Origin of the sequence: Pseudoalteromonas luteoviolacea, assembly GCF_001696455.1 — a bacterium.
Classification (GTDB): Bacteria; Pseudomonadota; Gammaproteobacteria; order Enterobacterales; family Alteromonadaceae; genus Pseudoalteromonas; species Pseudoalteromonas luteoviolacea_C.
This window is the reverse complement of the sequence record NZ_MAUJ01000001.1, coordinates 1,741,092-1,762,872: the sequence shown is the minus strand read 5'-3', so window position 1 is coordinate 1,762,872 and position 21,781 is coordinate 1,741,092. Positions and strand designations below refer to the sequence as shown.

Below are 21,781 nucleotides of genomic sequence, written 5' to 3'. Positions count from 1 at the left end.
GTCGCCTGTGGCCGTAGGGGCTTTTTTAGTTTCAAAAAAAGACAAAAAATACAGCTAGGCTTCCAAAAGTTGTGACGTACAGACTTTTAAATTTAAGCGCAAGCAAAATAGCCATCGTTGCACCTAAGATATAGGGATTATGAAGATTGGTAACCAACTCCCCGTTTTGCATAAATACGATAGGTACCCAAATAGCAGTCAATACACAGGGGGCGCTGAATCTTAAGAAGCGCTGAAACTTGGGACCAATGGTAAAAGGTAAATGCTTGGCCAAGAATAAATAGCGAGTTGCAAAGGTGACGCACGCTAGGGCAATAATCGTTGTGATCATGATTTGTCCTCTTTGGCTTGGAGTAAATAGCCTGTCGTCATGCCGAGTAGCGAAGCAGCTACTAAGCCAAACTCGAACTCTATTGTTTTGAAGTACAGCATGCTCAGTCCAGAGACAACACATGCAAGCAATATGGGTAAATTCGAAATGCCCGGTACGACAAGGGCGATAAAAATGGCTGCAATGGCAAAGTCTAATCCTAAGTTTGTTAAGTCGGGCAAAAATTGACCCGCCACAATGCCAAAGAAAGTCCACAAATTCCACGCAAGATAGAAGCTACCACCTGCCACCAAAGCGTACACGAGGCGCAATTTACCCTGATAAGCGCGATGATGATGGGAAAAAGCAAACAGTTCATCGGTTAAAAAGAAAGCAATAGGCCCGCGCCATTTTAGCGGTTTATCAACCATCTTATTGCGTATTGATAAGCCATAAAGCAAGTGACGTGCACTGATGATAAAGGTGGTGATGAGCAGCGTGACAAAAGAAACATCTTTGGCCATAAGCTCAATGGCCACAAGCTGGGCCGAACCCGCAAACACCAGTAAAGACATGAGCTGCGCTTCGAGTGCCGAAAAGCCATTTTGAATGGCCAGCGATCCACATAAAATGCCCCAAGGCAGGACAGCTAAATTGAGTGGCAGCATGTCTAGCAGCCCTTTCTTAATTGCAATTTTCATTGTTTAGCAAGCCTGTTTATATTGATTGGGTGTGATCCCCATATTCTTTTTGAAGTGTCGGCTAAAGTGACTGTGATCGTAAAAGCCCACCGAGTTTGCGACGTCTGAAATATTATCGCCGCGACGCAGCAGCGCTTTGGCATGGTTTAAACGGTGCTGAATCTGAAACGCATGGGGCGTCAACCCAGTTTGGGCTTTAAAGGCGCGGACAAAGTGAAAATGGCTCATGTGTATAAGAGAGGCGAGGTCACTCAAAGCGACGTCATCAAACAAATGATCAAGTAAGTAGGACTTTGCCAAGTCGATACGACATTGAATTGATTTTTGGTCCTCTGCGAGGTGCAACTTTCCGGTGGTTGCACAGAGGTTAGTTAAAAAGCCAACTAGCTGTGATTGTTTTTCTAATTGGCTAGCGGATGAATCTAAGGTGTCAAATAGCCCATGTAATTGCGATGCTAATACTGGGTCATGTATCACAGCGTCAGAAAAATAGGGAGCGCGGTGTTTGGTGTTGTCCATGAGACGATTAAATAGCTCTGGCGTCGGGTACATAGAACGATATGATGAGATGCCTTCGCAGGCTTTTCGACAATCGTGGACTTGTTCTGCATTGATCAATATCAAGCTATTTTTACCCGCCAAATGTTGCCCGCCAGAGCGAAAAAATCGCTGTGCACCGCAATCGACCAGTGCCAGCGTATAACCACTGTGGTTATGACGCCCAAAATCAGTTTTTTTATCAATATTATGAAGTACTTCCAAACCACCTAGTTCGTGATGAAAGCTGAATTTTGATTGCTGCATAAACTTCCCCCTTACCAAAATCAGCTTAACGCAACTTATTCATAAGCGCTTGTACAAAATTGCGGGGTTGGCAATCTATGGCATCTGAGCTGACAGAAAATGTGTAAACATTTGGGATGGATAATACAGGTTGGTTTTCTCAGTGCTATGACGATGTCACGTGCCGACAGCGCAGCTTTATGTCAAGGCATTGAGCGGTGTATAACTCACCTCGCTTAAATACTGGAAAGTGTATGAGGCAAGACGTTTGATGGGATTGGAGATGTTATTTATACGCTAGGAATTGAACTCAATGTACGAGATGACAGAGTAATTGGTGTTGTAACGCTTGTTCTTGCTCTGTGAGCACAATGGTTAGTGACGACTTTGATTAAACTTTAGCCCTAAACTCAGCGGCCGTTTAGTAGTCTCTTTGTACATGTATACAAGTGCATTGAGCGCCTGAGCTGGCGTGTTTTCAGCCACGTTTAGTTGATTAGCTAGATGACTTAAAAATTGCTCTACAGCCACTTCGCCAAGTGTATTTGGGTGCAACAAGTGATGGAAACGAATGAACTTGGTTATCCAGCGTACATAACATGAAATAGTATTCTTGATGCATCTTTTGTGGGATGCATATGTGCTTGGCTCATAGATAAAAATGGCGATTTCATAGCAAATTCCATTTGGGTTATTTATATGTATACAAATACAGTTAATGTGATTTACCAATTATCATTGGTATGCGGCATTTGACGTACTTTTATCAATTATAATTTGGTGACATCTATTCAAGTTATAGTTAAGGTTGGGCATAATAAAATGTATACATGGGTAGTCGTTGTTATGCGGTGGAAATTCTGCTGTAGTTATGCGACTTTTATCGTAGAATAATATGTTAGCTCTCTGAGGAAGTATGTTCGATCCCTTTTTAGAAAATGATCATAATGGTATCCCAGTACCACCAACTCGGGAGCAATGGGCAATGAGAGATGAGCAACTTGGTCGTCAACATGATTCAGCGGTTCTAAATGCTCAATTAGATACAAATACCGGACCTCATTACTATCTGGAATATAATAAAAATTACGACTTTTACTTTACGTTAACTGAAGAAATGGAAAGGTGTTTTCGAAATGGTTGCTGGATAGCGACTATTTGTGTTGGTTCTGCTGCCATAGACGCATTTTTTAATGAAGTATTTGGTTTAACTAGAGCCAAAAAAGTTGAAGAAAAATTAAAAGAATTAAAGTTCCCTCATATAGGCACTTGGAAGCTTATTAGAGATAACAGAAATAATATTGTGCATATTACCGAAGACTCTAATTTTACAGAATTAGATAATTACGAGCTTCATTATATAGCTAAAAAAACACTCTGGTTTGTTCATTACTTTTGCTACTATATAGGGTTCAATGAGAGCTAACAAAAAAATCAACGCGGTCTAATAAAGCTTGGCTTAGTTCGTACCTCACTAAGTATAGAAAAGTTTTATTAGCCCGTTATTTAGGCGTTATGTGTTCACCCAGTACGGTGCCAAACATGGAAAAAGAAAAAGAACTAATTAGATGTGGAGTCGATGCATTAATCAACGAAAATGGAATGTTGGCTGAGTCTTTATTTACTGAAGCTTACAAACTGGGAAGTGGTTGTGCAGCCTTTAATATAAGCGAAATGTACAAAACTGGAATGCATGTAAAAAAGGACTTGGATAAACAACAATATTGGCTCAACAAGTCTATCGAACTCGGTTTTAAACCACCTCAGCCTAATCCAAATAAATTTAATAAAATACAATTGACTGACGAACAGCAACTAGCAATGTTACAAGAATCAGTTTCTAAGCGTAAAAAAAGCTGGCTAGAAAAGTTAGTTTCACTTTTAAACAAGTAACGATTAGTAAAAGAACACAAAACAAATAGTTTAAAAGCAGACAAAATTAGGTTGGCTGGTTTCGCTCTGCTTCACACTATAGCCAACCAAATTTTGCCTTTTAACTGAGGCGTTATGTGTTACTGGAGGTTGCGTTATCAAACATTCACTGTTGATTATCAGTTTACTATTCAGTGCAGTTTCTTTTGGCACTGAAGTAAAATTAACTAGCTTTAACCGTTACGGCGCCACTCCTAGTATGGAACTGGCTCTTTACCCTAGCAATGCAAACTCTCTTGAAGAGGTTTTCTCAGTAATCAAAATTAGCCGTAAAGAGCTATATGTAAGGCTCATTGGTGAGTCCTCGAAAAACACTAATTCAGAGTTATTTAACTTTTACAGTGATAAATTTCCCTATTGGAAAGGTGATTTAACTAAAGAGCCTCATTTGGTAAAACCACTATTTGTTGATGCTCTTAAAAGCACAACACTGTATAAAACGCTGAATAGATTATTAAAAGAGAATGGCTACCATATAAACAATATTTCATTTGAAAAATTGTCATTCGATAGCAACTCAATTAGTGTTCCTGATGTTTACATTGAGTGCGCAAAAAGCACATAATAAAGCCATCAAGCATAAGGACGCAAAAAGCTTGGCTTGCGCTCCTTCGTCGCTAAGTTTAGCCAAGCCTTTTTGCGCCGTTTGTTGTGGTTAACTAACAAGTCAATCAAGTCGGACGCCTAACAGTTGGTTGCGTTCACTTCGTTCACAATTATAGCCAACTATTATTCGCTGCTTATTGGGGCGTTAGAGATACCATGAATATCGAGTTACTCGGAATATCAAGTGATCAATTAGAACCATCAAGTTCCGGTTATCCTAGTGATTGGGAGGAGTTTGATGTTCTCATGGAATTAGACCTGAGCTTTGAAAATCATCAAACCGATAGTGTGTTTTTTGAATTCTATGTAGCCTCTCCCAAGGCAATTGAAAATCGGACTATAAATTCATTTATGCCACCGACATTGGTACTCGAAGAGTTTGATTGGAATGTTATTAAGCGTCATATTTCAAAGTTGCTTTTATATGCAAATGGCAGTAATTCATGGGCAGAAGTTGCAACAAGGCTTTCTGGCCAAATTAAGCCAACTAGTTTGAGTTGTTTTCCGTTCTAGGTATCTCTAACAAGTTAATTAAACAAAGGACGCAAAACAGCAGGCTTGCGCTCCTTCGTCGCTAATTTTAGCCAAGCATTTATACGCCCATTAGTAAGGTGTTAGATTTTGGGAATTTCGGTGAATATAACTCAGATCTTAAACGACCGTAGCTGCGGTTATTTTAAAATTAAATGCACTCACTCTTGCGATGTATCTATAGAGAAATTGATGGAATATTTTGGCCTTGCGCCGATACCTGGTTATCTTGAAGAGTGCGATTTTAACTATGCAGTAGAGGTTGTAAAAACAATCCTTTGGAAAGATTTAGCTTACGGTGTTGAATTGGTGAAGGAATCAGTTGCTATAAAGAATGCAACTTATTTAGTCGAACAATTTTTCGATGAAAATACGAAAATTTATACCAATGGAAATTGGGCAAATTATCATACGATTGGAAGTCGCAGCTGTAACCCTTTAACAAATGCAACATTTGATGCCGGTGTTTTATTTGTAGGGCAAAAACACGCAGCATGTATTTGGGTGGAAGACGAAGATTAAAATCTAACAAGTTGTGTCAGTCGGGTTCGTAACATTGGCGGGTTTTCGCTATTGGCTTCGCCAGCAAAAATCCCACCAATGTCACTCACCGCTGCATAAGGCGTTAGCAGTATAGGGAAGATGATGAGTAGCCTTATCGAAAATGCGAATATAGCAAGTATTGCTAAATTGAATGATGTTTGGCTTAATATATTCCTTTCTAATCAGCTGTCTATAGCTGTTGAAAGCTTTTTTCGATTCCTTGATGTGAATGGTAATATTGAAATAACATCAGATGATTGGTGCTCGAGCGATTATGATGAAAGATCTTTAGAGATAATGAATAACTTAATCGTTGGGGCAACTGTAAAAAAAGCAATTATCAAAGAAAAGCCAGGTGATTTGGTCTTAGTTTTGTCCAATGGTATTACTGTCGAAATATTTGCACATTCTAGTACTTTTGAGTCTTGGTCGATAAATGGCAAGCAGGGCACAATTCTAGAGGTCACACAAAATAGAGGTGTGCAAAAGTACAGTTAACAAGCCAACCAGGTTGGACGCCTAACAGTTAGCTGCATTCACTTCGTTCACAATTATAACCAACTATTATTCTTCGTTTATTGGAGCGTTAGGGTAAAAAATAAGGATTGAAGGTTTGAGTCTTTTATTTGCGTTTTTTCTTGGTGTTGTTGCTTATTGGGTTCTGCTTTTTAAGTGGCGCAGAGATGCTTGGAGAAACAGACATACAGCTTTTGTGTTGATACTATTTTACTTAATATTAAGTGCTCTAATCATTTTGCCTGATGTGAAATCTGAAATTGATTTCTTAGATAATCCAGGAGTACAGAGGGTATTATTCTGTTATTTCGGCTTGTTAATAGTTTTTTCTCTCATTTACCATTCACTAAAAAAACAGAGTGAGCTCTTCCTTTCATCCCAACAAGACAATTAAACCTTGCACGCAAAACAGTAGGCTTGCGTTCCTTTGTTACTTATTTTAGCCTACTATTTTTAGCCGTTTATTAGGGCGTTATACGTCAAAGTAGAATCGAGCATGACAATCAAACAACCACAATTTGAAGATATAGTTGAGCTACTGAATAAGGCTATTCTAATCTTGGACTCTGAAAGCTTAGATGGCTCAGTCAAAGACACTAAGAAACTATTTAATCGTATTAAAAGTGTGGACAGCATTATCCCATCACATAAGAACGATCTTTATTCCATTCTACGCATGATGCTTGAGTCTAATGCATACTATGACTCGAAAGCTGGAGAGCATTTGGATCAAGCATTTGTACCTATGAAAGAGGCATTGGGTGAGAGCGTATAACAAACCGCTTAAGCGAAGCCAAACATTCCATTTGCCTCGGCTTACGGGGCGTTATATTTCAAAAAGGTTCTGGTGAAGTGTTGCGATACGAAGAATGTATAGATTCAAAAGGCGTGGGGTATGGGTTAATTATTGTAGGCGCTATTTGTATGTTATTGCCATTTGGGTGGCTGGGCTACCTAGGAAGTGAAGACGGGCTTAGTTTCTATGGCGTTGTTGAAAAGACAATTCATAATTTCCCAGCATTAATGCTTGTAGTTTTAGTTTTTTCCTTATTTTTTCTATTCGCGGGTTACCTTTTCACTCAAGCTTATCGTGAAATTCAAGCAAATGGAGACTGGATAGCTAGGGTTGAAAATAACGAAGTATTACTCATATCACCAAGCGAAAAATTAGGAAAAAACTTAGCATTCTCTGTTGGGATATTTCTTCTATCGAAAAAAAGATAGAGGATGCAGGTGACAACGATAAATCCATAACTTGGACTTTCTTTTTAAATCACGAAAATATAACTCTTAAATACTTTGGCATCTTGGATATCGACGCTCTAGTAGGTTTTATAATTAAAAACTACGATGTTAAGTTACAGGTTAATAGCTTTGATGTTCACGGTAATGAAATATAACAAGTGCCTAAACGAAAGGGCGCAAAACAGCGGGCTTGCACTCCTTTTTCGCAAATTTTAGTCTGCTATTTTACGTCGGTTAGGCAAGCGTTATGCGTCATAATGAATTGGTCGTTGTGGTTATTATTCTCACCTATGTTTGTTCTATTCAGTATACGAGCATTTGTGGTTGCTGTTTTGGTTTGGGCACCCATGGTTGGTTTTATAGTTTCAAAAATCAAATTGCGTAGGAAAGCAAATGCATAGCATGGGCGATTAAAAATTGTCCACAAAAAGGCGGGTTGGACTCGCTAACATTCGCCTTTTATGTGGGCGTTAGCTGTACAAGGATAATGCTGCTTAAATTTCTTAAATATTTGATTTTTATCGTCACAGCTCTCTTTGTGTTGGCTTATTTATATGTCTTCCGTGAGCAGGATATAAGAGTTGATTTTATACCTTCACAATTTAAGTTCTTCGGCGAAAGGGTTTCAGAAGGTGATACTGATTACGATAATGTAGTCTCACTCTTAAAAGAGAACAAAAGTGGTTGGGAAACATCAGTTGTAAGCTATGTGCCAAACCAAATTTATGATTCACCCTCGTTTAAGGTTAATATTCTTGAAAATGTTGTTGTGGTTGTTTCTTATAAAACAGGTGTGGGTTACCCTCAATTCGTGAAAAAGTTTAAGCATGATTTAGGAGAGGTTTGTCAAAAGTACAACTAACAAGCCATTGTAGTGCGGGACTTTTAACAGTTGGCTTTCCTCACTGCGTTCGTCTGTTTAGCCAGTAATTAAAAGTCCTGAATGGGGCGTTAGGTATTTAATTGAATCTTCTACGAGTAATTCTAATCTTTGTTTTAGCGTCATGTTCAGCTACAAAAAGCGAACGTAGATTGGTTAATGGCGTTCCCGTAAACATCGATATCAGTGATTCAAAAGCTATCTCAATTTTAAATTATGTAAATCAGTGTTCAGATTTAAGCTGCCTTGATGAGATTGAACGTAATAAATTAAAACAAACGACAGGTTACAAATTTACAAAGCCCTATAATATTTCATCTGCTAAAGCATCTAATTCAAATGAGGCGATGTACTGTATGCAACTTCGTACAGAGGATTACTACTTTGCTTTGTCATTTTGTTTAATCGAGATAGACACGCATTTTAAAGTCGTTAACCTATCATGGGGAGAGGCAGGTTAAAGGCCTAACAAGCCACTCTAGCGGGACAAATAAAAGTTGGCTCTTGCTAGTACCTCGTTTATTTAGCCAACTTATTCATCTGCTCCTTAACGGGGCGTTACGTTTCTAAGAGAGAGTTATGGAATTCGTATATCAAATTTTAGAGAAAGAGCTTTTAAGTCTCGTCGAGGAAATATCCAAATGTGATACTCTGGAGGAGAAAGTGGAGCTTATTGGCAACAAAAATCTGATTGAGCACTCTATTAGTCTTCTCAAAAAGTGCGATAAGCATGGTATTTCAGCAGGATCAATTTTCACCAAGTTACCTCAAAAGCAATGCGATTCACCAAGTAGCGAGTATCGAATAATTGAAGATGGTGAAACAGACGATCCACAATACTGGCAAGAAGTGAGAATTGATGATAAACAGTTCAATTGTGTTCGCCTAGGTGAAGGGGATGTTGTAATTGAGTGCTAAACCAAACGTAACAAGCCAAAGGACGTGGACTTGGTAAAGCTGTCACCTTTTTTGTTCCAAAAAAGCCGCCAACTTAATCAAGCCGGTGCTTGAGGCGTTAGGTGTACTATGAGTTCAAGTTTCGAGAAACTATTTATAATTCTAACTGGATTTTGTTGTACTCCTGTTTTTGCAGAAGATGACGATTTCTGGGATCGTAGTTATCAGCAGTGTTTTCAATCCGCCGATGTTGTTGTGGAGGGGCAAGTTACTGATTTCCAAAAAATTGGATATAACGGAAACGAGAAATTTGGTTATTCACATTACCTGATATCAATTGATGTTCTCAAACCCATAAAAGGCTTTAAGGGTGAAAAGCTTCAATATCATGTGTGGTATGAGGGAAAGGAGCACGATATAAACGGTAGGAGTTTATTTTGCTTATGTGAAAGCAAAAATGGGGAATATGGAGATCCAGAAGGCTTTGGTCGTTTGTCTTTGGGTAAACACTATAAAAACTACTTGGATAAACGTGAATCTGGCAGTATTAATCCTATTGATGTAAATGGTAAATATTCTGTCCCGTACTGTAGCACCTAACAAGTCATTTCAGCAGGACAAAAAACAATTAGTTTTTACTCCTTCGCCGCTAATTTTAATCAACTATCTTATTGTCTCTGAATGAGACGTTAGTGCTCTTAAAGAATAGGTGTTCTGATTTTAAGTGAATGAAAAAGAAAACGAATATTACTTTGTCGCAAGGTATGTTGTTGGAACTTTAAATACTGATGACTTAGTTAATTATGCTAATTATAAATTAAATAATGGTACTTTTTCAGAGGGGTTGTTAAATATTGTTGATGCCGAGCCAAAGTGCTGGGAAGTTGTTTCATCTACCTTTGAAAAACTAATTGCTCCGCTTCCATCATTTGAAGACTCGGTTTATTTAATTATTAGGTTTCATCTAAAGATTATAGCGAGTAAAGAAATCGACCCTTTTGAACAGTTCAGTAGTCTACTCTCTGATCTCAAGTATTTTGATTTTCACAAAAATATAACTAAATACGTTGGTGACAATGTGGGTCTAGAAATGTTGTACGGCTTGTATTACGCTGTAGATGATTTAGAGCCTAATGATAATTATGGTGTTACTGAAATAGCGGTTCAAATGCAAGAAGAATCGAAAAAATGGTTACAAGAACACTAACAAACACATCAATGCGTGGACTAATAAAGCTTGGTTTGGTTCGTGCCTTACCAATTTTAGCCAAGCTCTACTAGTCCGTTATGCCGGCGTTAGGTGTACTGTGAAGTTTTACCGATGTATCAACTCTAATTGCAGTGATTTAGCTCCATACAATGAAGAAAGAGCAAAAAAATATAGTTATCGTTGCATAGCAAGCATGGGGAAGTTGGAAGAAACGGAACATATTCAATATAAACATTACCTAGTTGGTGATATTTTTGATGCTCATGTAGCTAAATTAAATGTTTTAGTAGCAATACTTGTAAGTGGTATTGTGTTTTATATCAAGCCAGTTAACTTTGGTTGGTATGTCCTAAATGAACACTTTGGTTTAATGTTGAATTCATTTTTGTTTATATTCTTGAAAAGTGGCATTTATATTAGAACGATTATTGACTTAGAAAAGCAAGTATTAACCTTAGAGAATAATTTTCGAAAATTTAAGGCGTTTGTCGTTTTGCTCGCATGTTTATCGGTATTGGCACTTTTAATAGCATACACCTAACAAGTAAATAAAGAACGGACGCAAAAAGGTTGGCTTGCGCTCATTCTTCGCTAATTTTAGCCAACCTTTCTACGCCGCTTATTTAGGCGTTATGTTTCAAGGAGAGTTAGGATTTGGAGTTTCCAGAATTAGAAACAGACAGATTGAGATTAACAAAAATTCATCAAGAAGATACAGGTGAATTGTTTGAACTATTCTCAAGCGAATTGGTTGTTAAATACTATGATTTAGAAGCGTTTAGTCAAAGTGAGCAAGCTGAAAGTTTAGTTGAGTTTTTTCACTCTCGTTTTGAGAATAACTCAGGGATTCGTTGGGCCATACGCTTGAAGGAAACTAATCAGCTAATTGGTACGTGTGGCTTCAACTCATGGAATATAGCAATGAAAAATGCTGTTGTTGGCTATGACTTGATGCCAGCTTATTGGGGCAAAGGTTTTACCTGAGAAGCGGTTAATCGGATAGTACAAGCAGCGTTTTGTGGTGAGTTACCTTGTGGTGCCTTAAATCGAATTCAGGCGGATACTGTCATTGGGAACACTGCATCAGAAAGCTTGTTATTGAAGTTGGGTTTTGCTGAAGAGGGTATAAGAAGAGAAAGCGGCTATTGGAAAAATAGATTTCACGATCTCAAATGTTTCGGCCTCATTAAGTCTGAGTTCTGAAACATAACAAATTGCACAAGAGTGGCAGCTAACCTTTGGCATTTTTGATTCGGTTGGCTTCAGTGTTTACGTGGCTTTGTTTGAGCTATGTGTTGGCTAGCTGCACCTTAGTAAGGTATTAGACTACTCATCGGAGAAAGTAGATGGAATTAGAACTTGAGTATAAAATTTTGGTTGATGAAAATGAAAGAGATGAAGCTAAATTACATTTTCTTAAGTCACTTGGCGCAGGTGAAACAAAAAAACTACACATTGTTGTCGGCCCTTATAAAGGTTCAAGCTTTGAGCGAAGACTTAACGATTACTTAAACTTTAAACTAGAAATAGCAAGCTCGGATGTTTCGGAGAAAGGTTTCTTTTCAAAAAAGAGGACTACGACTTTTAAAACTCACCCAATGGTAATATCCGATGATGCTATGACAAATCTATCACATGTATTTTATGATGTAATTTTAGCATTTGATGTGAAGGTAGACATAACCGCAGCCTAAAAAGGCCGCAAAACAGCAGGCTTGCGCTCCTACGTCGCTCATTTTAGCCTGCTATTTTACGCCGGTGAAGCGACGCGTTATATTTCTTGGAGACTTGGTGAATAACGAACAAAAAGCTCTACTCAAAACCTTACAACGTGCTTTGCTGAGAATTCGATTGATGAGCTATGAGGGGCAAGAATCAGGCTTGTCTTGTGAACAGTCTGAAATGATCGCTGACTTAGCTGACGCATTGCATAACATTCCAGAAGCATTATTGAATGAAAATTGCGACATTAATTTCCACACTAATATCATGTTGGGTGGCTTTGATGAAAAATATAAAGATAGATCTAGTATTCAGTTGTTAGAGTTGTATCAACATATTCTTGAAAATGAAATATAACAAGGTGATCAAGAACGGACGCAAAAGTTTGGCTTGTCGTTCGTACCTCACTAATTTTAAGCCAAACTTTTTTGCCGCTTAGCACGGCGTTATGTTTAAGGAATCGTCATGCGGAAAATATTACTTTTCACAATATTTACTTTACTGTCTGGATGTGCAGCAACTAGCATAGAACAAATCTCTGCAAATCCAGAAAAAGCAATCATTATTGCTTACAGCGACAGCCTTGGCAGTGTTTTAGTTCCGCTCGCTTCGTCTACTAGAACCAGGATAGAAGTCGTAAACGGAAAAAAAGTTAGTGATTTTTTTAATTCAACTGAAACTATAGAATTAGATCAAGGCAAACATAACTTGATTGTTAGTTGTCATTATATACAAGGCGCTATTAATGTTTCTCATAAAACAGAGCATGTAATTAATGTTCAAAAAGGGAAAAAGTACGTATTTAAAGCTGTTTTAGATCGAGAGTTTGGTTGTACTTCAAAGTACGATGTAATTTAAACATAAATAGCTGTTTAATAGGGGCTTTTTATACGCTTCGCTTCACATTTTAGCAGGCTAATAAAATGCCTCTTAACAAGGCGTTAGCCTAACAGGAGTTCAATTTGAAACTTGTAGTACTTTTCATATTAATATCACTTTCAGGATCAGCTTTGGCATGTGAAGATAAGGAGCCATGCAAGTTGAATGCGATGGAGGTGTTTTTACCGGATGTTCAACGGTATCCCGTTCCGAATGTTCGTATAGAAAAATTAATTTTCCAGACTGAATCTGGCGACGTTAATCAAAAAGTTTCTACTGACGAACTTAATAGGTTAAAAGAAGAGTTAAATGGTATTTCAGCTAAAGCATTTAAAGAAAGTACAACTTCATTTGAAGTGTTAATTCAATTTAGATTAACTCCATCTTCTAATGTCGATTTTAAAATGCAAACAACGGGCGGTGAAAAGGAAGATGGCATATTAACTTCGTTTTATAATGCTGTTTCTAAGATAAATAGATACCAGTCTATAAAAGATGATGTACTTGTAGTTTTTCACTATAAAATTACACCAACGGAAATGAAGTAAGGCTAACAACTTGATTAGTCGGATTAATTTTACTGTACCGCTTTACGCATTACGCTTCGCGCGCACAAACCAACCCTTCAAAATTTGCTAATTATCAAGACGTTAGTTGCCAAGGAGTTTCGAACAGCGTGGAGTTAACTAAAGAAGAGAGAGCTTTATTAGTCGAGCTAACAGATTTTGGTATACCACTTTCTGAAGTGATAACTGATATACACTTTTCTCATCCTAAAGCTTCAATTTCACAAAAATACTCAATGGCTGAAAATCTAGTTATTAGCGTTCTTGAAAAGGGAATTGTTTACCTTTGCAAATTAACTCTTGAAAATACCAACGATAATTTGTATGAGGTTAATAGCTCTACCATAATGTCAATTGATGAAGCTACAGAGCATATTGCAAACCCACTAAATTGGGAGCAATATCAAGAACAGTCGGATAAATCAATTTTGTTTGAGTTAGGGCCAACAGAGCTTGGTGAAAAAATATTAGATGAAATATTTGCGGTAAAAAATGGCAACTAACAAGGTCACAATACAGTTGGCTTTGTTTGTGCCTCACAAATTTTAGCCAACTATTATTAGCCGGTTATCACGGCGATATATATGCCGAGGGTAAAGAGTGTGATTAAAAAAACAGTAATATCGATAATACTACTCTCATTAATAGTGGTGTTTATATTAGTAATGCCATCATATATGCTGTGGAGCAACTCTTTACAAGCGCATAAGAACCTAGAAAGAGGTGAAGTTCATAAAGTTTTAGGTTCACCTAACCAAGAGTGGGCTAAAGCTTCAAGTATGGATATTTGGATTAAAGAGTTCCTTTTTGGTGGTGTACGCATTGATGTTATTTACAGTGGTAAAGATTGCAATTGGGGTAATCGTTCAATATCCTTAAGCTCTTGTAGTGTGCGAAATGTATATAGAACTTATTATACCGTCTGGGGTAATAGCTGGTTTTTATCATTTCAAAAGCACACATAACAAAGCAAATTAAAAGCACGGTCAAAAAACAGTTGGCTTTGTTCGTGCCTCACAAATTATAGCCAACTATTTTTAGCCGTTTATTTGCTGCGTTATGCACTTAGGAGTAGTAAGTGAGACTATTTGGAATAATAGCAATTTTAGCGATTTTGGCCGGTTGTAAATCAACTCCAATGAACGTATGCAAAACCTATCCTGGGCACTATCCGGCTAACTACACTTATGTTCCTGATGAGATTAAACCAATAGTTAGAATCGAGCCTCGATATCCTAAAAAAGCTCATGAAAACGGGGTTACTGGCTTTGCTAAACTTTCATACAGTGTAATTAATGGTACTGTATCCAACATAAAGATAATAGAGTCATCTCCCACAGGTGTTTTTGATAGTGTATCAATAAGTGCTTTACAAAAATGGAAGTATCAAGATACGTTCAAAAACTGCGTTCAATACCCAAAAGAGTACAAACTTGAGACTCAGTTAGATTTTAATCTTTAAATTTCATAAATGTACATAACAAAGCCATCAAGTGCGGACCAAAAAAGCTAGGCATGGTTCGCGTTGCTCCCAAAGTGTAGCCTAGCTGTTTCGCCCGCTTATGGCGGCGTTATACGGTATTGAAACAATCGGTCTATGAAACTCTCAGAATGCCCTTCAAGCGATAGTCTTAGGCAGTGCCCCTGTTGTGATTATTATTCTCTGACGGAGCGAGGTAAATGCCTTGTATGCCCTGTGTGCTTTTGGGAAGATGACGAAGTCGATCCAGATTCACCCAAAAGCATCCTTATCTTCTGAATTGAATGATGACTTATCTTTAACTGCTGCAAGATCAAACTACTTAAAATTTGGTGCAAGCCAAGAGAAGTTCACCGAAGTTGTTATTTCTGAGGTAGATCGAGATACTTTTTCACGAGCGGTTAGATGCGTATAACAAACCGCTCAAGCCGAAGCCAAAAATTCTTGTTACTTTGTGGTTCGTTTCGCTCACTTTACCACAAAGCAACTTACATATTTGCCTCGGCTTAGCGGGGCGTTATAAGCCAAGGGGAGCAACGTGGAAAACAATTACAGGTTAATCATTGTAGCTTTAGTAGCTCTATTAAATTTAGTTGTTTCTATTTATTTGGCTAAGAGAAGCGATTTAGAGTCTTTTCAAAAAGTAGCTCAAATTATTCTTGTTTGGCTGATTCCAGTATTTGCAGCTACTGGGTTGTGGTTATTCCACCGCTCACAAGATATACCCATAAGTTCATCAAGGCCTTTCGGCGGCGGTTCGAGCGATAGTTCAAATATCTCTGGAGGCGGTGATTAATAGTTAATAGGCTTATAACTAGTTAATTAAACAGTGGACGCAAAACAGTAGGCTTGCGCTCATCTGCCGCTTATTATAGCCTACTATTTTTCGCCGTTTATGAAGGCGTTAGGTACCTAGGAAATATTGTGAATAACTGGAATCCGGTAGAAAAGTCATGGATTGATAACGATCTTGAAAATCAATTCTGGCTCCTTGACGAACCTCAGCAGCGCTTTTGGAACCTTATTAAGGTTATGCCTCAGAAATGGCAATTATCACTCATTGGCGACTTAGGCGGTGGTTTTTATGTCGTAGCTATATTTGGAAACCAAGTACTATATTTCAACGATATTGAAGACGGTTACAATATCAGTGAGTTTAAAATTTTTGGTGTCATCGATGATTATTTTTGTAATCAAAATGAACTTCATCATTCAATAAACTATCTGTACGATAAAGTGCGCAGCGGTACCTAACAAGGCCGTTAAAAGGACGCAAAACAGCAGGCTTGTGCTCCTTCGTCGCTAATTTTAGCCTGCTATTTTGTACCGTTTACGGCAAGCGTTAGTTATTTAAGGGACCAAATGAAATATAAAGTAGTAACGGTAAGATCGGATTTCTTAGATAAGGTTAGAAATTTCGGTATAGATGATCAAAATCAACCTGTAGAAATAATGGAAGCAAAAGGTGGAGAGCCATGTCGAGATGTACTTCGTGGTGCTAAGGTTGGTGAAAAATTAATATTGGCCAGTTATTGTCCTTTCACAAAAACAGGCCCGTATAAAGAATATGGTCCAATTTTCGTGTTGGCAAACTCGGAGAGTGGGGAACTTGATAGTAATAAACTGCCATTGCCAAATGGATCTGAAACTGATTATTTAGGTCATACATTTGTGCTAAAAGCTTACTGTGTTAATGAGCGTATATTAGACGCAAAATTGACGTCACCTGAGCAAGCCGAATCAGATCTTGAAGAGTTTTTAAGCAATGAAAAGGTAAGCTTTGTAATTGCAAGGTATGCTGCTTATGGTTGTTATAGTTTCAGAGTGGAGCGTACGGCATAGCTTACAATTTAATTATTATGGATATTTTTACACTGTTGCTTCGCGCCTTAGCGTGTAAAAATTCCTAATATTAAGGCGTTATGTATTTTTGAAAGTGTTGTGTATATGAGAGTTGTCATTTTAATCTTAATTTTATTTTGCACTTCTTGTGCATCTAATTCAACTTTAGAAAGTGAAAGTTCTACCGTTAATTTAAACGAGCGGCAGGTTCAATGTATTAAAGATATCAAAATTGAAGAACAATCAAGCGAAGAGTATAAAAATGAAAAAGAGATGTGTATTAAGTATCACACTCCAAATAAGTTAGGCGCAATTCTACAAGCGGCAGTCTCCGTAGCTCTTCTTGCTGGAATAATATTCTAACGGTGCCATAAAACACATAACAAACGTATCAAAACGGACGCAAAAGGTTGGCTTGCGCTCATTCTTCGCTAATTTTAGCCAACCTTTCTACGCCGCTTATTTAGGCGTTATATTTCAAAGGGCAGCAATGGATTACGATGAAGACCAAGTGTTGACTGATTATGTTTGGAGCCATGGATATAATTACATGACTGAGCTGGAGCAATTCGGCCAAAAAGCCGTATTGGCTCGATTTAAGGCTGAAAAATCAAGCCCTGTGATGGCACAAAAAATCCTTGAACAGTGGTGGCACCTCAACGATAAAGGTGTTAACGAAGCTTTATCTAAAGGTGTAGCCCAGTTTCAACTAGCTGTGCGAGACCGAGTATTAAGAGATCACCCTGAAATAGTGAATCGGTGCCCGTCATGTAAAAGAGTTGTAAGAACACCGACAGCAAAACAATGTCATTGGTGTTTTCACGAGTGGCGTAAGGAAATATAATAAATTGCTAAAGTTCACTCCGGGCCTTCGGCCCTCCACGGGATGCCTGCTGCGCAGCCGACCCTTAACTAAGCATTAGAAGGAATTTTAAATGTCATTAGAACCTGACTACGATAATTATTCTTATGAGGAGCTCTTGGATGTTTTTGAAAACATCGATCGAGATAGTTTTCCAGAGCGGTTCAACAAAGTAGCAAGGTTGCTTGGAAAAGACACTAGCTCAGGGGCTTTAGCCGATGATACAGATGAAGTAGGAGAAGATAAAACGGCAGCTTGCTCTGAATTAGCTAAAGTAGTTAGAGTAAAACGTATAAATGATTACTTCGATTCGTTGAGCGACTCAGGCTCAGAGCTTAATGCTGGGGATTGTGATACAGGGTCATATTCAGGTGGTGGCTCCGGTGACTAATTCCTTCTAACAAGGCGCTTTAACCAAAGGATACAAAACAGCAGGCTTGTGCTCCTTTGTGACAAAGTTTACCCTGTTATTTTGGGCCGGCTAAGCGAGGGGTTAGCTACCTAATGAAAACAGAGTATATAAATGAAAGTTAACTATTCAAACTACGATGTAAAGTCGCTGCTTGAAGCGCTTGAAAATATCGATGCCGAAGCCTATCCAGAAAACTACAAAAACTTAACCAACGAAATTGCTGCTAGAAAATACGAGATACAAGAATATTATGCACAAAAGGTGAGTGCCAAAAAATCGCGATTGAATCGTTTGTTTACGCTCATTAGTATTAATCAATTATTGGTTGGACTAATAGCCTTAGTAATGCTTGTTCTTTCGAATGCTGGAATGACGGCGCTTGATATAGTCACGTCGTGTTTTGTCATTCTACTCAACGTGTTATCAGGTGTCGTGTTATATAAGCGTTTGTCGCGTTATTATTTGCTTCCTTATTTTAATATTGGGTTCCAAGTTTTTGCGTTTGGGCTTGGTGGAGTCTATTTCAACTACTATGGCTTAGGAGGTATTTTCCTTACCTTAGATTGGGTGAGCGAAACCTATAACTGGTTATTAGCGTCTTTTACTCTTGGTGGTTCACTTTTGGAGTACTCAAGTCAGAACAACTTAGGGTTCATTCAAATCGACTTACTCGCGTTACTCTATATATGGGTGATCCGAAAATCATTGTCTGAGGCTAGCAGCTAACAAACTGCTTAAGACGGACTATCAACGCTCGGCAATTTGGGTTCTAGTTTGGTGAAGTGTTAACGATGGTTAGTTTAAGTACCGTGCTATGCGTTGCTAGCCACTAACAGGGCGTTAGGTTTATGAAAAAGTTGCTTTTGTATTTAAGTTTGTCTTTAATAATTTACTTTGTAACACTTAAAACAGTCCCATACTGGCCTGAAAGCAAAGTGAAACATGTAGTTTATGTGCTCTTGAATTCCAAAAGCTTTGTAAAAGCTATAAGGGCAACAGAGCAAGAAGGTTACGTTTCTATACAGTGGGTACAAACCGCTCCTGAAAACGAAGTTTCATTAGCTTGGGTTTCTGCAGGTGCTAAATATCAAGAAGTCTCCAACCCAGATTTAAGCAGAATTGTCGTTCCATATAAAGAAAGTGGATTTAGTTCACTTTGGCTTCAAAAAGAGGGTGAGGCTTGGATATTAAGAAAAGCTTTTACCTTTAAAAGTGAGTATGGGGTTGGTGAAGGTGCTTACGCTTTAGGTAAAAATATTGACCCCAAAGACGTGTGTTTACCTAAAGTACAATGTTTAGAGAACTTGTTTGATAATTGGTACGTTATAAAAAATTAGTATGCTAAATAAACCTAAAAAATTAATTAAACAGTGGACACAATACAGCAGGCTTGTGCTGCTACGTCGCATATTTTAGCTTGTTATTTCGCGTCGGTTAGGCAAGCATTATGTGTACAGGAGATGACTTTGGCTTTTGATATGTATGCTGATTCAAGGCATGAAAAAATAGACCATCATGAAGAGTTTATATTTCCTTATGTTACTGAATCTGCTCAATTTCCTGAGTTAAATTTTGTTTGGAAAAATTATTACAGAGACCCTAAGTTATCACCTACTCAATCAAACAAAGTTGTTCACGAGTTAATTCAATTGAAACCTATGCTTCAAAGTAATTCTGAACACTCGATGGTTGGTCGTTTACTTCAATTTTTTAGCTATTCGTATTTAAATCAAGTAAGTGTTTGTTGCGTTAGCGACTAGTACACATAACAAGCGCATTATGAGCGGAACCAAAAAGCTTGGCTTGGTTCGTTCCTCACCAATTTTAGCCAAGCATTTTGTTCCGTATATGCGGACGTTATAAACTTCTGGAGATTTGGTGTTAAAGCTCTTAGGTTCATTCGCTATTTTATTTTCATCATTAGGCTTAATAAATATGCTAATGGGGAACAAACTTGAGGTATGGAACCCAACTTATTATTTAATAGTCTGTGTTTGTAGTTTTGTATCCGGATTTATTATTTATAGACAAGGCATTAATATCAAAAAACACCCTGAATCAGCATGGATATATCGAGCAAGAGGGTGGTTATTAATAATTGGTCTGACAGTTTTTTCACACTTATTGTTAGAAGCTAGTTTGTACTCAAGCTTATAACAAGTGCCTAAACCAAAGGTCGGAAAACAGCAGACTGCGCTCCTTCATCGCAAATTTTAGCCTGCTATTTTTCGCTGGTTAGGCAAGCGTTAGCTAACTTAAGGAAGTATGGTGAGAATAGTTATATTTGTAGTAACACTTATGTTTCCTTTATCGGTTGTTGGAGCTCAGCTAGAACATCCGATAAAAGTAAGTTGGTTTGAAAGCTCTAAAACGATATCTAAAGTAAATACACCTCGAAAAGTTGTGATTCAAAATATCATTTATTCGGTATCTGTGAGCGCTGTCGTTAAGGAGCGGAAAAAGTATTATGTTGTTTATTATTGTTCATCCGAAAAAGTTAATCAAAACGGAGAAATCGTAGGTTTATACGCAGGTGAAATAGATGTGGTTTCTATTTTTCAAACTAAGTCGGTAGAGATAGGTTGTGGGTTTAAACACGTATTGGAGCTGTCGTTAGCTAACAAATCAATCAAGTCGGACGCCTAACCGTTGGTTGCGGTCACTTCGTTCACAATTATAGCAAACTATTATCAGCCGCTTATTGGGGCGTTAGGCTTACAAGGAAGAATAGTGAAAATTCATAGACTGATTATTTTTTCATTGCTTATTTACACTAGCTATTCTCACTCAACTGAGTTGAAAATATTAGAGTTCAAAAGATATGGAGCAACACCAAGCCTAGAGTTGGCTTTAGTTAAAAGTGAAGGGTATCAAGCTAAGGATATTTTCAAGGTATTGGAGTTCACTCGACAGGAGTTTAGTCTTAGGCTTATTGGCCAATCGTCAGAAAAAACAAACAATGAGCTATTGGAATTTTACAAACTAAATTATAGCTCTGAATTAGTTGCAGCTAAAAAGTCTTCTGGTAATTTGCACAACCCGGCATTCCATCCTCTAATGAGAGCATATGAGCGAGCGTTAAAATCAACAACGTTGTTTCAAGATATCAATATAGAGTTGTCAAAAAGAGGCTATGTTGTTTCTGAAATCGACTTTGAAAAGTTTTCTATAAATAACGGTGTTATATCTATTCCTGATACATATATTTCAGTGGTGAGTAAGCCTAACAAACAATTAAACAGGGATTAAAAACTGCGAGCTTTTCGCTTCGCTCAATTTTAGCCAACTTCCATAAAACGTTATGTTCCAAGGAGAAAAAATGCCCAAATTTGCTAAGTTCATTTTGTTAGCTATTCCGACTTTAGGTTTAGGTGTGCTGCATAGTATCTGGGATCGTGATAGTTCTGTAAGGTTTTCTGCAAAGGGAAGTGTTGCTTTAATTGAATGGGAATCTAGAAATCATGGTATTCCTAGAATTGAGATCAAATTAAAAAATGGAGAGTTAAAACGTTTTTCTAGTTCTAGAATAATTTTAACTTCTTCTTCAGTTAAAGTAGGAGACTCATTTGAAAAGCTTAAGGGGTCAAACTACTGTTTAATAAATAGTGAAGAGATACTGTGTGTTAATTAGCACATAACAAAGCGTTTAAAAGTGCGGACACGTAATAGTTGGCTCGGCTTCGCTACACATTTTAGCCAACTAACACTTAGCCGTTTAACGCGGCGTTAAGTGTCTATGAAACATTGTTTGATTTTTATCACATGCTTAATCATTTCTTTCTCTAGTTATGCTAAGCGGACAGCTCTGAAGCATGTGCCTGCAATAATTCCATGAAGCTAAGTTTATACTGTACCGCATTAGTC

39 protein-coding genes and 1 pseudogene are annotated in these 21,781 nt (G+C 37.8%); 36 read left to right on the top strand and 4 right to left on the bottom strand.

What is annotated here, in order from left to right:
- Positions 1-31: 31 nt before the first annotated feature.
- The 4 genes from A7985_RS07640 to A7985_RS27155 all read right to left on the bottom strand — a co-directional run bounded on the left by A7985_RS07640 (position 32) and on the right by A7985_RS27155 (position 2,526).
- Positions 32-331 carry an AzlD domain-containing protein gene (locus A7985_RS07640; RefSeq protein WP_065789815.1) on the bottom strand — a complete coding sequence of 100 codons (300 nt, stop codon included), beginning with the start codon at positions 329-331 and terminating at the stop codon, positions 32-34.
- Positions 328-1,011 carry an AzlC family ABC transporter permease gene (locus A7985_RS07635; protein ID WP_065789814.1) on the bottom strand — a complete coding sequence of 228 codons (684 nt, stop codon included), beginning with the start codon at positions 1,009-1,011 and terminating at the stop codon, positions 328-330. Before A7985_RS07635 ends, A7985_RS07640 begins: the two co-directional genes overlap by 4 nt.
- 3 nt (positions 1,012-1,014) lie before the next feature.
- The gene (locus A7985_RS07630) at positions 1,015-1,815 is read right to left on the bottom strand and encodes a helix-turn-helix transcriptional regulator (protein ID WP_065789813.1); all 801 of its coding nucleotides are present in this window, start codon (positions 1,813-1,815) and stop codon (positions 1,015-1,017) included.
- 354 nt (positions 1,816-2,169) lie between these two features.
- On the bottom strand, positions 2,170-2,526 hold the full coding sequence (locus A7985_RS27155; protein WP_081310455.1) for a site-specific integrase: 357 nt from the start codon (positions 2,524-2,526) through the stop codon (positions 2,170-2,172).
- Positions 2,527-2,710: 184 nt separating this feature from the next.
- Here A7985_RS27155 and A7985_RS07625 point away from each other — a divergent pair, with 184 nt between their 5' ends.
- The 36 genes and pseudogenes from A7985_RS07625 to A7985_RS07450 all read left to right on the top strand — a co-directional run bounded on the left by A7985_RS07625 (position 2,711) and on the right by A7985_RS07450 (position 21,548).
- Complete coding sequence (locus tag A7985_RS07625) at positions 2,711-3,220, top strand: hypothetical protein (protein ID WP_065789812.1); 510 nt, start codon at positions 2,711-2,713, stop codon at positions 3,218-3,220.
- 116 nt (positions 3,221-3,336) lie between these two features.
- Positions 3,337-3,687: a sel1 repeat family protein gene (locus A7985_RS07620; protein ID WP_065789811.1), complete on the top strand. Its 351-nt coding sequence runs from the start codon at positions 3,337-3,339 to the stop codon at positions 3,685-3,687.
- 238 nt (positions 3,688-3,925) lie between these two features.
- Positions 3,926-4,291: a hypothetical protein gene (locus A7985_RS07615; protein ID WP_141685290.1), complete on the top strand. Its 366-nt coding sequence runs from the start codon at positions 3,926-3,928 to the stop codon at positions 4,289-4,291.
- A 197-nt stretch (positions 4,292-4,488) separates the two neighbouring features.
- On the top strand, positions 4,489-4,845 hold the full coding sequence (locus A7985_RS07610; RefSeq protein ID WP_065789809.1) for an Imm8 family immunity protein: 357 nt from the start codon (positions 4,489-4,491) through the stop codon (positions 4,843-4,845).
- A gap of 120 nt (positions 4,846-4,965) precedes the next feature.
- The gene (locus A7985_RS07605) at positions 4,966-5,385 is read left to right on the top strand and encodes a hypothetical protein (protein ID WP_176716701.1); all 420 of its coding nucleotides are present in this window, start codon (positions 4,966-4,968) and stop codon (positions 5,383-5,385) included.
- Between the two features lie 120 nt (positions 5,386-5,505).
- Entirely contained in the window at positions 5,506-5,904 is a 399-nt protein-coding gene (locus A7985_RS07600) for a DUF6188 family protein (protein ID WP_141685289.1), read from the top strand.
- Positions 5,905-6,418: 514 nt separating this feature from the next.
- On the top strand, positions 6,419-6,697 hold the full coding sequence (locus tag A7985_RS07590; RefSeq protein ID WP_065789805.1) for a hypothetical protein: 279 nt from the start codon (positions 6,419-6,421) through the stop codon (positions 6,695-6,697).
- A gap of 80 nt (positions 6,698-6,777) precedes the next feature.
- Positions 6,778-7,146 (top strand): hypothetical protein, encoded by a 369-nt coding sequence (locus tag A7985_RS07585; RefSeq protein ID WP_141685288.1) that lies wholly within the window; start codon positions 6,778-6,780, stop codon positions 7,144-7,146.
- Positions 7,147-7,654: 508 nt separating this feature from the next.
- The gene (locus tag A7985_RS07580) at positions 7,655-8,029 is read left to right on the top strand and encodes a hypothetical protein (RefSeq protein ID WP_065789803.1); all 375 of its coding nucleotides are present in this window, start codon (positions 7,655-7,657) and stop codon (positions 8,027-8,029) included.
- Positions 8,030-8,130: 101 nt separating this feature from the next.
- Positions 8,131-8,508, top strand: a complete 378-nt coding sequence (locus tag A7985_RS07575) for a hypothetical protein (RefSeq protein ID WP_141685287.1) — start codon at positions 8,131-8,133, stop codon at positions 8,506-8,508.
- A gap of 118 nt (positions 8,509-8,626) precedes the next feature.
- Positions 8,627-8,965 (top strand): hypothetical protein, encoded by a 339-nt coding sequence (locus A7985_RS07570; RefSeq protein ID WP_065789801.1) that lies wholly within the window; start codon positions 8,627-8,629, stop codon positions 8,963-8,965.
- A 108-nt stretch (positions 8,966-9,073) separates the two neighbouring features.
- Positions 9,074-9,544, top strand: coding sequence for a hypothetical protein (locus A7985_RS07565; protein ID WP_065789800.1), 471 nt, complete (start codon positions 9,074-9,076; stop codon positions 9,542-9,544).
- Between the two features lie 124 nt (positions 9,545-9,668).
- Positions 9,669-10,151 carry a hypothetical protein gene (locus A7985_RS07560; RefSeq protein WP_065789799.1) on the top strand — a complete coding sequence of 161 codons (483 nt, stop codon included), beginning with the start codon at positions 9,669-9,671 and terminating at the stop codon, positions 10,149-10,151.
- A gap of 100 nt (positions 10,152-10,251) precedes the next feature.
- On the top strand, positions 10,252-10,695 hold the full coding sequence (locus tag A7985_RS07555; RefSeq protein WP_141685286.1) for a hypothetical protein: 444 nt from the start codon (positions 10,252-10,254) through the stop codon (positions 10,693-10,695).
- Positions 10,696-10,808: 113 nt separating this feature from the next.
- Positions 10,809-11,357 (top strand): annotated as a pseudogene (locus A7985_RS07550) (GNAT family N-acetyltransferase).
- A gap of 143 nt (positions 11,358-11,500) precedes the next feature.
- Positions 11,501-11,848, top strand: coding sequence for a hypothetical protein (locus tag A7985_RS07545; RefSeq protein WP_065789797.1), 348 nt, complete (start codon positions 11,501-11,503; stop codon positions 11,846-11,848).
- 97 nt (positions 11,849-11,945) lie between these two features.
- The gene (locus tag A7985_RS07540) at positions 11,946-12,233 is read left to right on the top strand and encodes a hypothetical protein (RefSeq protein WP_065789796.1); all 288 of its coding nucleotides are present in this window, start codon (positions 11,946-11,948) and stop codon (positions 12,231-12,233) included.
- Positions 12,234-12,341: 108 nt separating this feature from the next.
- A complete protein-coding gene (locus A7985_RS07535; RefSeq protein WP_065789795.1) occupies positions 12,342-12,734 on the top strand; it encodes a DUF2057 domain-containing protein in 393 nt (130 codons plus the stop codon).
- A 104-nt stretch (positions 12,735-12,838) separates the two neighbouring features.
- Positions 12,839-13,303, top strand: coding sequence for a hypothetical protein (locus A7985_RS07530; RefSeq protein ID WP_141685285.1), 465 nt, complete (start codon positions 12,839-12,841; stop codon positions 13,301-13,303).
- Positions 13,304-13,431: 128 nt separating this feature from the next.
- A complete protein-coding gene (locus tag A7985_RS07525; protein ID WP_065789793.1) occupies positions 13,432-13,824 on the top strand; it encodes a hypothetical protein in 393 nt (130 codons plus the stop codon).
- A 99-nt stretch (positions 13,825-13,923) separates the two neighbouring features.
- A complete protein-coding gene (locus tag A7985_RS07520) occupies positions 13,924-14,286 on the top strand; it encodes a hypothetical protein (RefSeq protein ID WP_141685284.1) in 363 nt (120 codons plus the stop codon).
- A 113-nt stretch (positions 14,287-14,399) separates the two neighbouring features.
- On the top strand, positions 14,400-14,783 hold the full coding sequence (locus A7985_RS07515) for an energy transducer TonB (RefSeq protein WP_065789791.1): 384 nt from the start codon (positions 14,400-14,402) through the stop codon (positions 14,781-14,783).
- A 135-nt stretch (positions 14,784-14,918) separates the two neighbouring features.
- Positions 14,919-15,080, top strand: a complete 162-nt coding sequence (locus A7985_RS27150) for a CPCC family cysteine-rich protein (RefSeq protein WP_081310454.1) — start codon at positions 14,919-14,921, stop codon at positions 15,078-15,080.
- The gene (locus tag A7985_RS26215; protein WP_065789790.1) at positions 15,034-15,216 is read left to right on the top strand and encodes a CPCC family cysteine-rich protein; all 183 of its coding nucleotides are present in this window, start codon (positions 15,034-15,036) and stop codon (positions 15,214-15,216) included. Before A7985_RS27150 ends, A7985_RS26215 begins: the two co-directional genes overlap by 47 nt.
- A 123-nt stretch (positions 15,217-15,339) precedes the next feature.
- Complete coding sequence (locus tag A7985_RS07505; protein ID WP_065789789.1) at positions 15,340-15,597, top strand: hypothetical protein; 258 nt, start codon at positions 15,340-15,342, stop codon at positions 15,595-15,597.
- 128 nt (positions 15,598-15,725) lie between these two features.
- Positions 15,726-16,055, top strand: a complete 330-nt coding sequence (locus A7985_RS07500; protein ID WP_065789788.1) for a hypothetical protein — start codon at positions 15,726-15,728, stop codon at positions 16,053-16,055.
- A 108-nt stretch (positions 16,056-16,163) separates the two neighbouring features.
- Complete coding sequence (locus A7985_RS07495) at positions 16,164-16,643, top strand: DUF1203 domain-containing protein (protein ID WP_065789787.1); 480 nt, start codon at positions 16,164-16,166, stop codon at positions 16,641-16,643.
- Positions 16,644-16,748: 105 nt separating this feature from the next.
- Positions 16,749-17,006, top strand: a complete 258-nt coding sequence (locus A7985_RS07490; protein ID WP_065789786.1) for a hypothetical protein — start codon at positions 16,749-16,751, stop codon at positions 17,004-17,006.
- Between the two features lie 127 nt (positions 17,007-17,133).
- Entirely contained in the window at positions 17,134-17,487 is a 354-nt protein-coding gene (locus tag A7985_RS07485) for a hypothetical protein (RefSeq protein ID WP_065789785.1), read from the top strand.
- 91 nt (positions 17,488-17,578) lie between these two features.
- Positions 17,579-17,896, top strand: a complete 318-nt coding sequence (locus A7985_RS07480; RefSeq protein ID WP_065789784.1) for a hypothetical protein — start codon at positions 17,579-17,581, stop codon at positions 17,894-17,896.
- Between the two features lie 132 nt (positions 17,897-18,028).
- Positions 18,029-18,643, top strand: coding sequence for a hypothetical protein (locus A7985_RS07475; RefSeq protein WP_065789783.1), 615 nt, complete (start codon positions 18,029-18,031; stop codon positions 18,641-18,643).
- Between the two features lie 122 nt (positions 18,644-18,765).
- Complete coding sequence (locus A7985_RS07470; RefSeq protein WP_065789782.1) at positions 18,766-19,254, top strand: hypothetical protein; 489 nt, start codon at positions 18,766-18,768, stop codon at positions 19,252-19,254.
- 129 nt (positions 19,255-19,383) lie between these two features.
- Positions 19,384-19,677: a hypothetical protein gene (locus A7985_RS07465; protein ID WP_141685283.1), complete on the top strand. Its 294-nt coding sequence runs from the start codon at positions 19,384-19,386 to the stop codon at positions 19,675-19,677.
- 538 nt (positions 19,678-20,215) lie between these two features.
- Positions 20,216-20,563: a hypothetical protein gene (locus tag A7985_RS07460; RefSeq protein WP_176716700.1), complete on the top strand. Its 348-nt coding sequence runs from the start codon at positions 20,216-20,218 to the stop codon at positions 20,561-20,563.
- An 84-nt stretch (positions 20,564-20,647) separates the two neighbouring features.
- Positions 20,648-21,166 (top strand): hypothetical protein, encoded by a 519-nt coding sequence (locus tag A7985_RS07455; protein WP_065789779.1) that lies wholly within the window; start codon positions 20,648-20,650, stop codon positions 21,164-21,166.
- Between the two features lie 70 nt (positions 21,167-21,236).
- Entirely contained in the window at positions 21,237-21,548 is a 312-nt protein-coding gene (locus A7985_RS07450; RefSeq protein WP_065789778.1) for a hypothetical protein, read from the top strand.
- Positions 21,549-21,781 lie beyond the last annotated feature (233 nt).

What these genes read in the sequence shown, in the direction of transcription:
- A7985_RS07640 (WP_065789815.1), bottom strand. Translation starts at nt 331, where the DNA reads ATGATCACAACGATTATTGCCCTAGCGTGCGTCACCTTTGCAACTCGC.
- A7985_RS07635 (WP_065789814.1), bottom strand. Translation starts at nt 1,011, where the DNA reads ATGAAAATTGCAATTAAGAAAGGGCTGCTAGACATGCTGCCACTCAAT.
- A7985_RS07630 (WP_065789813.1), bottom strand. Translation starts at nt 1,815, where the DNA reads ATGCAGCAATCAAAATTCAGCTTTCATCACGAACTAGGTGGTTTGGAA.
- A7985_RS07625 (WP_065789812.1), top strand. Translation starts at nt 2,711, where the DNA reads ATGTTCGATCCCTTTTTAGAAAATGATCATAATGGTATCCCAGTACCA.
- A7985_RS07620 (WP_065789811.1), top strand. Translation starts at nt 3,337, where the DNA reads ATGGAAAAAGAAAAAGAACTAATTAGATGTGGAGTCGATGCATTAATC.
- A7985_RS07615 (WP_141685290.1), top strand. Translation starts at nt 3,926, where the DNA reads ATGGAACTGGCTCTTTACCCTAGCAATGCAAACTCTCTTGAAGAGGTT.
- A7985_RS07610 (WP_065789809.1), top strand. Translation starts at nt 4,489, where the DNA reads ATGAATATCGAGTTACTCGGAATATCAAGTGATCAATTAGAACCATCA.
- A7985_RS07600 (WP_141685289.1), top strand. Translation starts at nt 5,506, where the DNA reads ATGATGAGTAGCCTTATCGAAAATGCGAATATAGCAAGTATTGCTAAA.
- A7985_RS07590 (WP_065789805.1), top strand. Translation starts at nt 6,419, where the DNA reads ATGACAATCAAACAACCACAATTTGAAGATATAGTTGAGCTACTGAAT.
- A7985_RS07580 (WP_065789803.1), top strand. Translation starts at nt 7,655, where the DNA reads ATGCTGCTTAAATTTCTTAAATATTTGATTTTTATCGTCACAGCTCTC.
- A7985_RS07570 (WP_065789801.1), top strand. Translation starts at nt 8,627, where the DNA reads ATGGAATTCGTATATCAAATTTTAGAGAAAGAGCTTTTAAGTCTCGTC.
- A7985_RS07565 (WP_065789800.1), top strand. Translation starts at nt 9,074, where the DNA reads ATGAGTTCAAGTTTCGAGAAACTATTTATAATTCTAACTGGATTTTGT.
- A7985_RS07545 (WP_065789797.1), top strand. Translation starts at nt 11,501, where the DNA reads ATGGAATTAGAACTTGAGTATAAAATTTTGGTTGATGAAAATGAAAGA.
- A7985_RS07535 (WP_065789795.1), top strand. Translation starts at nt 12,342, where the DNA reads ATGCGGAAAATATTACTTTTCACAATATTTACTTTACTGTCTGGATGT.
- A7985_RS27150 (WP_081310454.1), top strand. Translation starts at nt 14,919, where the DNA reads ATGAAACTCTCAGAATGCCCTTCAAGCGATAGTCTTAGGCAGTGCCCC.
- A7985_RS26215 (WP_065789790.1), top strand. Translation starts at nt 15,034, where the DNA reads ATGACGAAGTCGATCCAGATTCACCCAAAAGCATCCTTATCTTCTGAA.
- A7985_RS07495 (WP_065789787.1), top strand. Translation starts at nt 16,164, where the DNA reads ATGAAATATAAAGTAGTAACGGTAAGATCGGATTTCTTAGATAAGGTT.
- A7985_RS07490 (WP_065789786.1), top strand. Translation starts at nt 16,749, where the DNA reads ATGAGAGTTGTCATTTTAATCTTAATTTTATTTTGCACTTCTTGTGCA.
- A7985_RS07485 (WP_065789785.1), top strand. Translation starts at nt 17,134, where the DNA reads ATGGATTACGATGAAGACCAAGTGTTGACTGATTATGTTTGGAGCCAT.
- A7985_RS07480 (WP_065789784.1), top strand. Translation starts at nt 17,579, where the DNA reads ATGTCATTAGAACCTGACTACGATAATTATTCTTATGAGGAGCTCTTG.
- A7985_RS07475 (WP_065789783.1), top strand. Translation starts at nt 18,029, where the DNA reads ATGAAAGTTAACTATTCAAACTACGATGTAAAGTCGCTGCTTGAAGCG.
- A7985_RS07470 (WP_065789782.1), top strand. Translation starts at nt 18,766, where the DNA reads ATGAAAAAGTTGCTTTTGTATTTAAGTTTGTCTTTAATAATTTACTTT.
- A7985_RS07460 (WP_176716700.1), top strand. Translation starts at nt 20,216, where the DNA reads ATGTTTCCTTTATCGGTTGTTGGAGCTCAGCTAGAACATCCGATAAAA.
- A7985_RS07450 (WP_065789778.1), top strand. Translation starts at nt 21,237, where the DNA reads ATGCCCAAATTTGCTAAGTTCATTTTGTTAGCTATTCCGACTTTAGGT.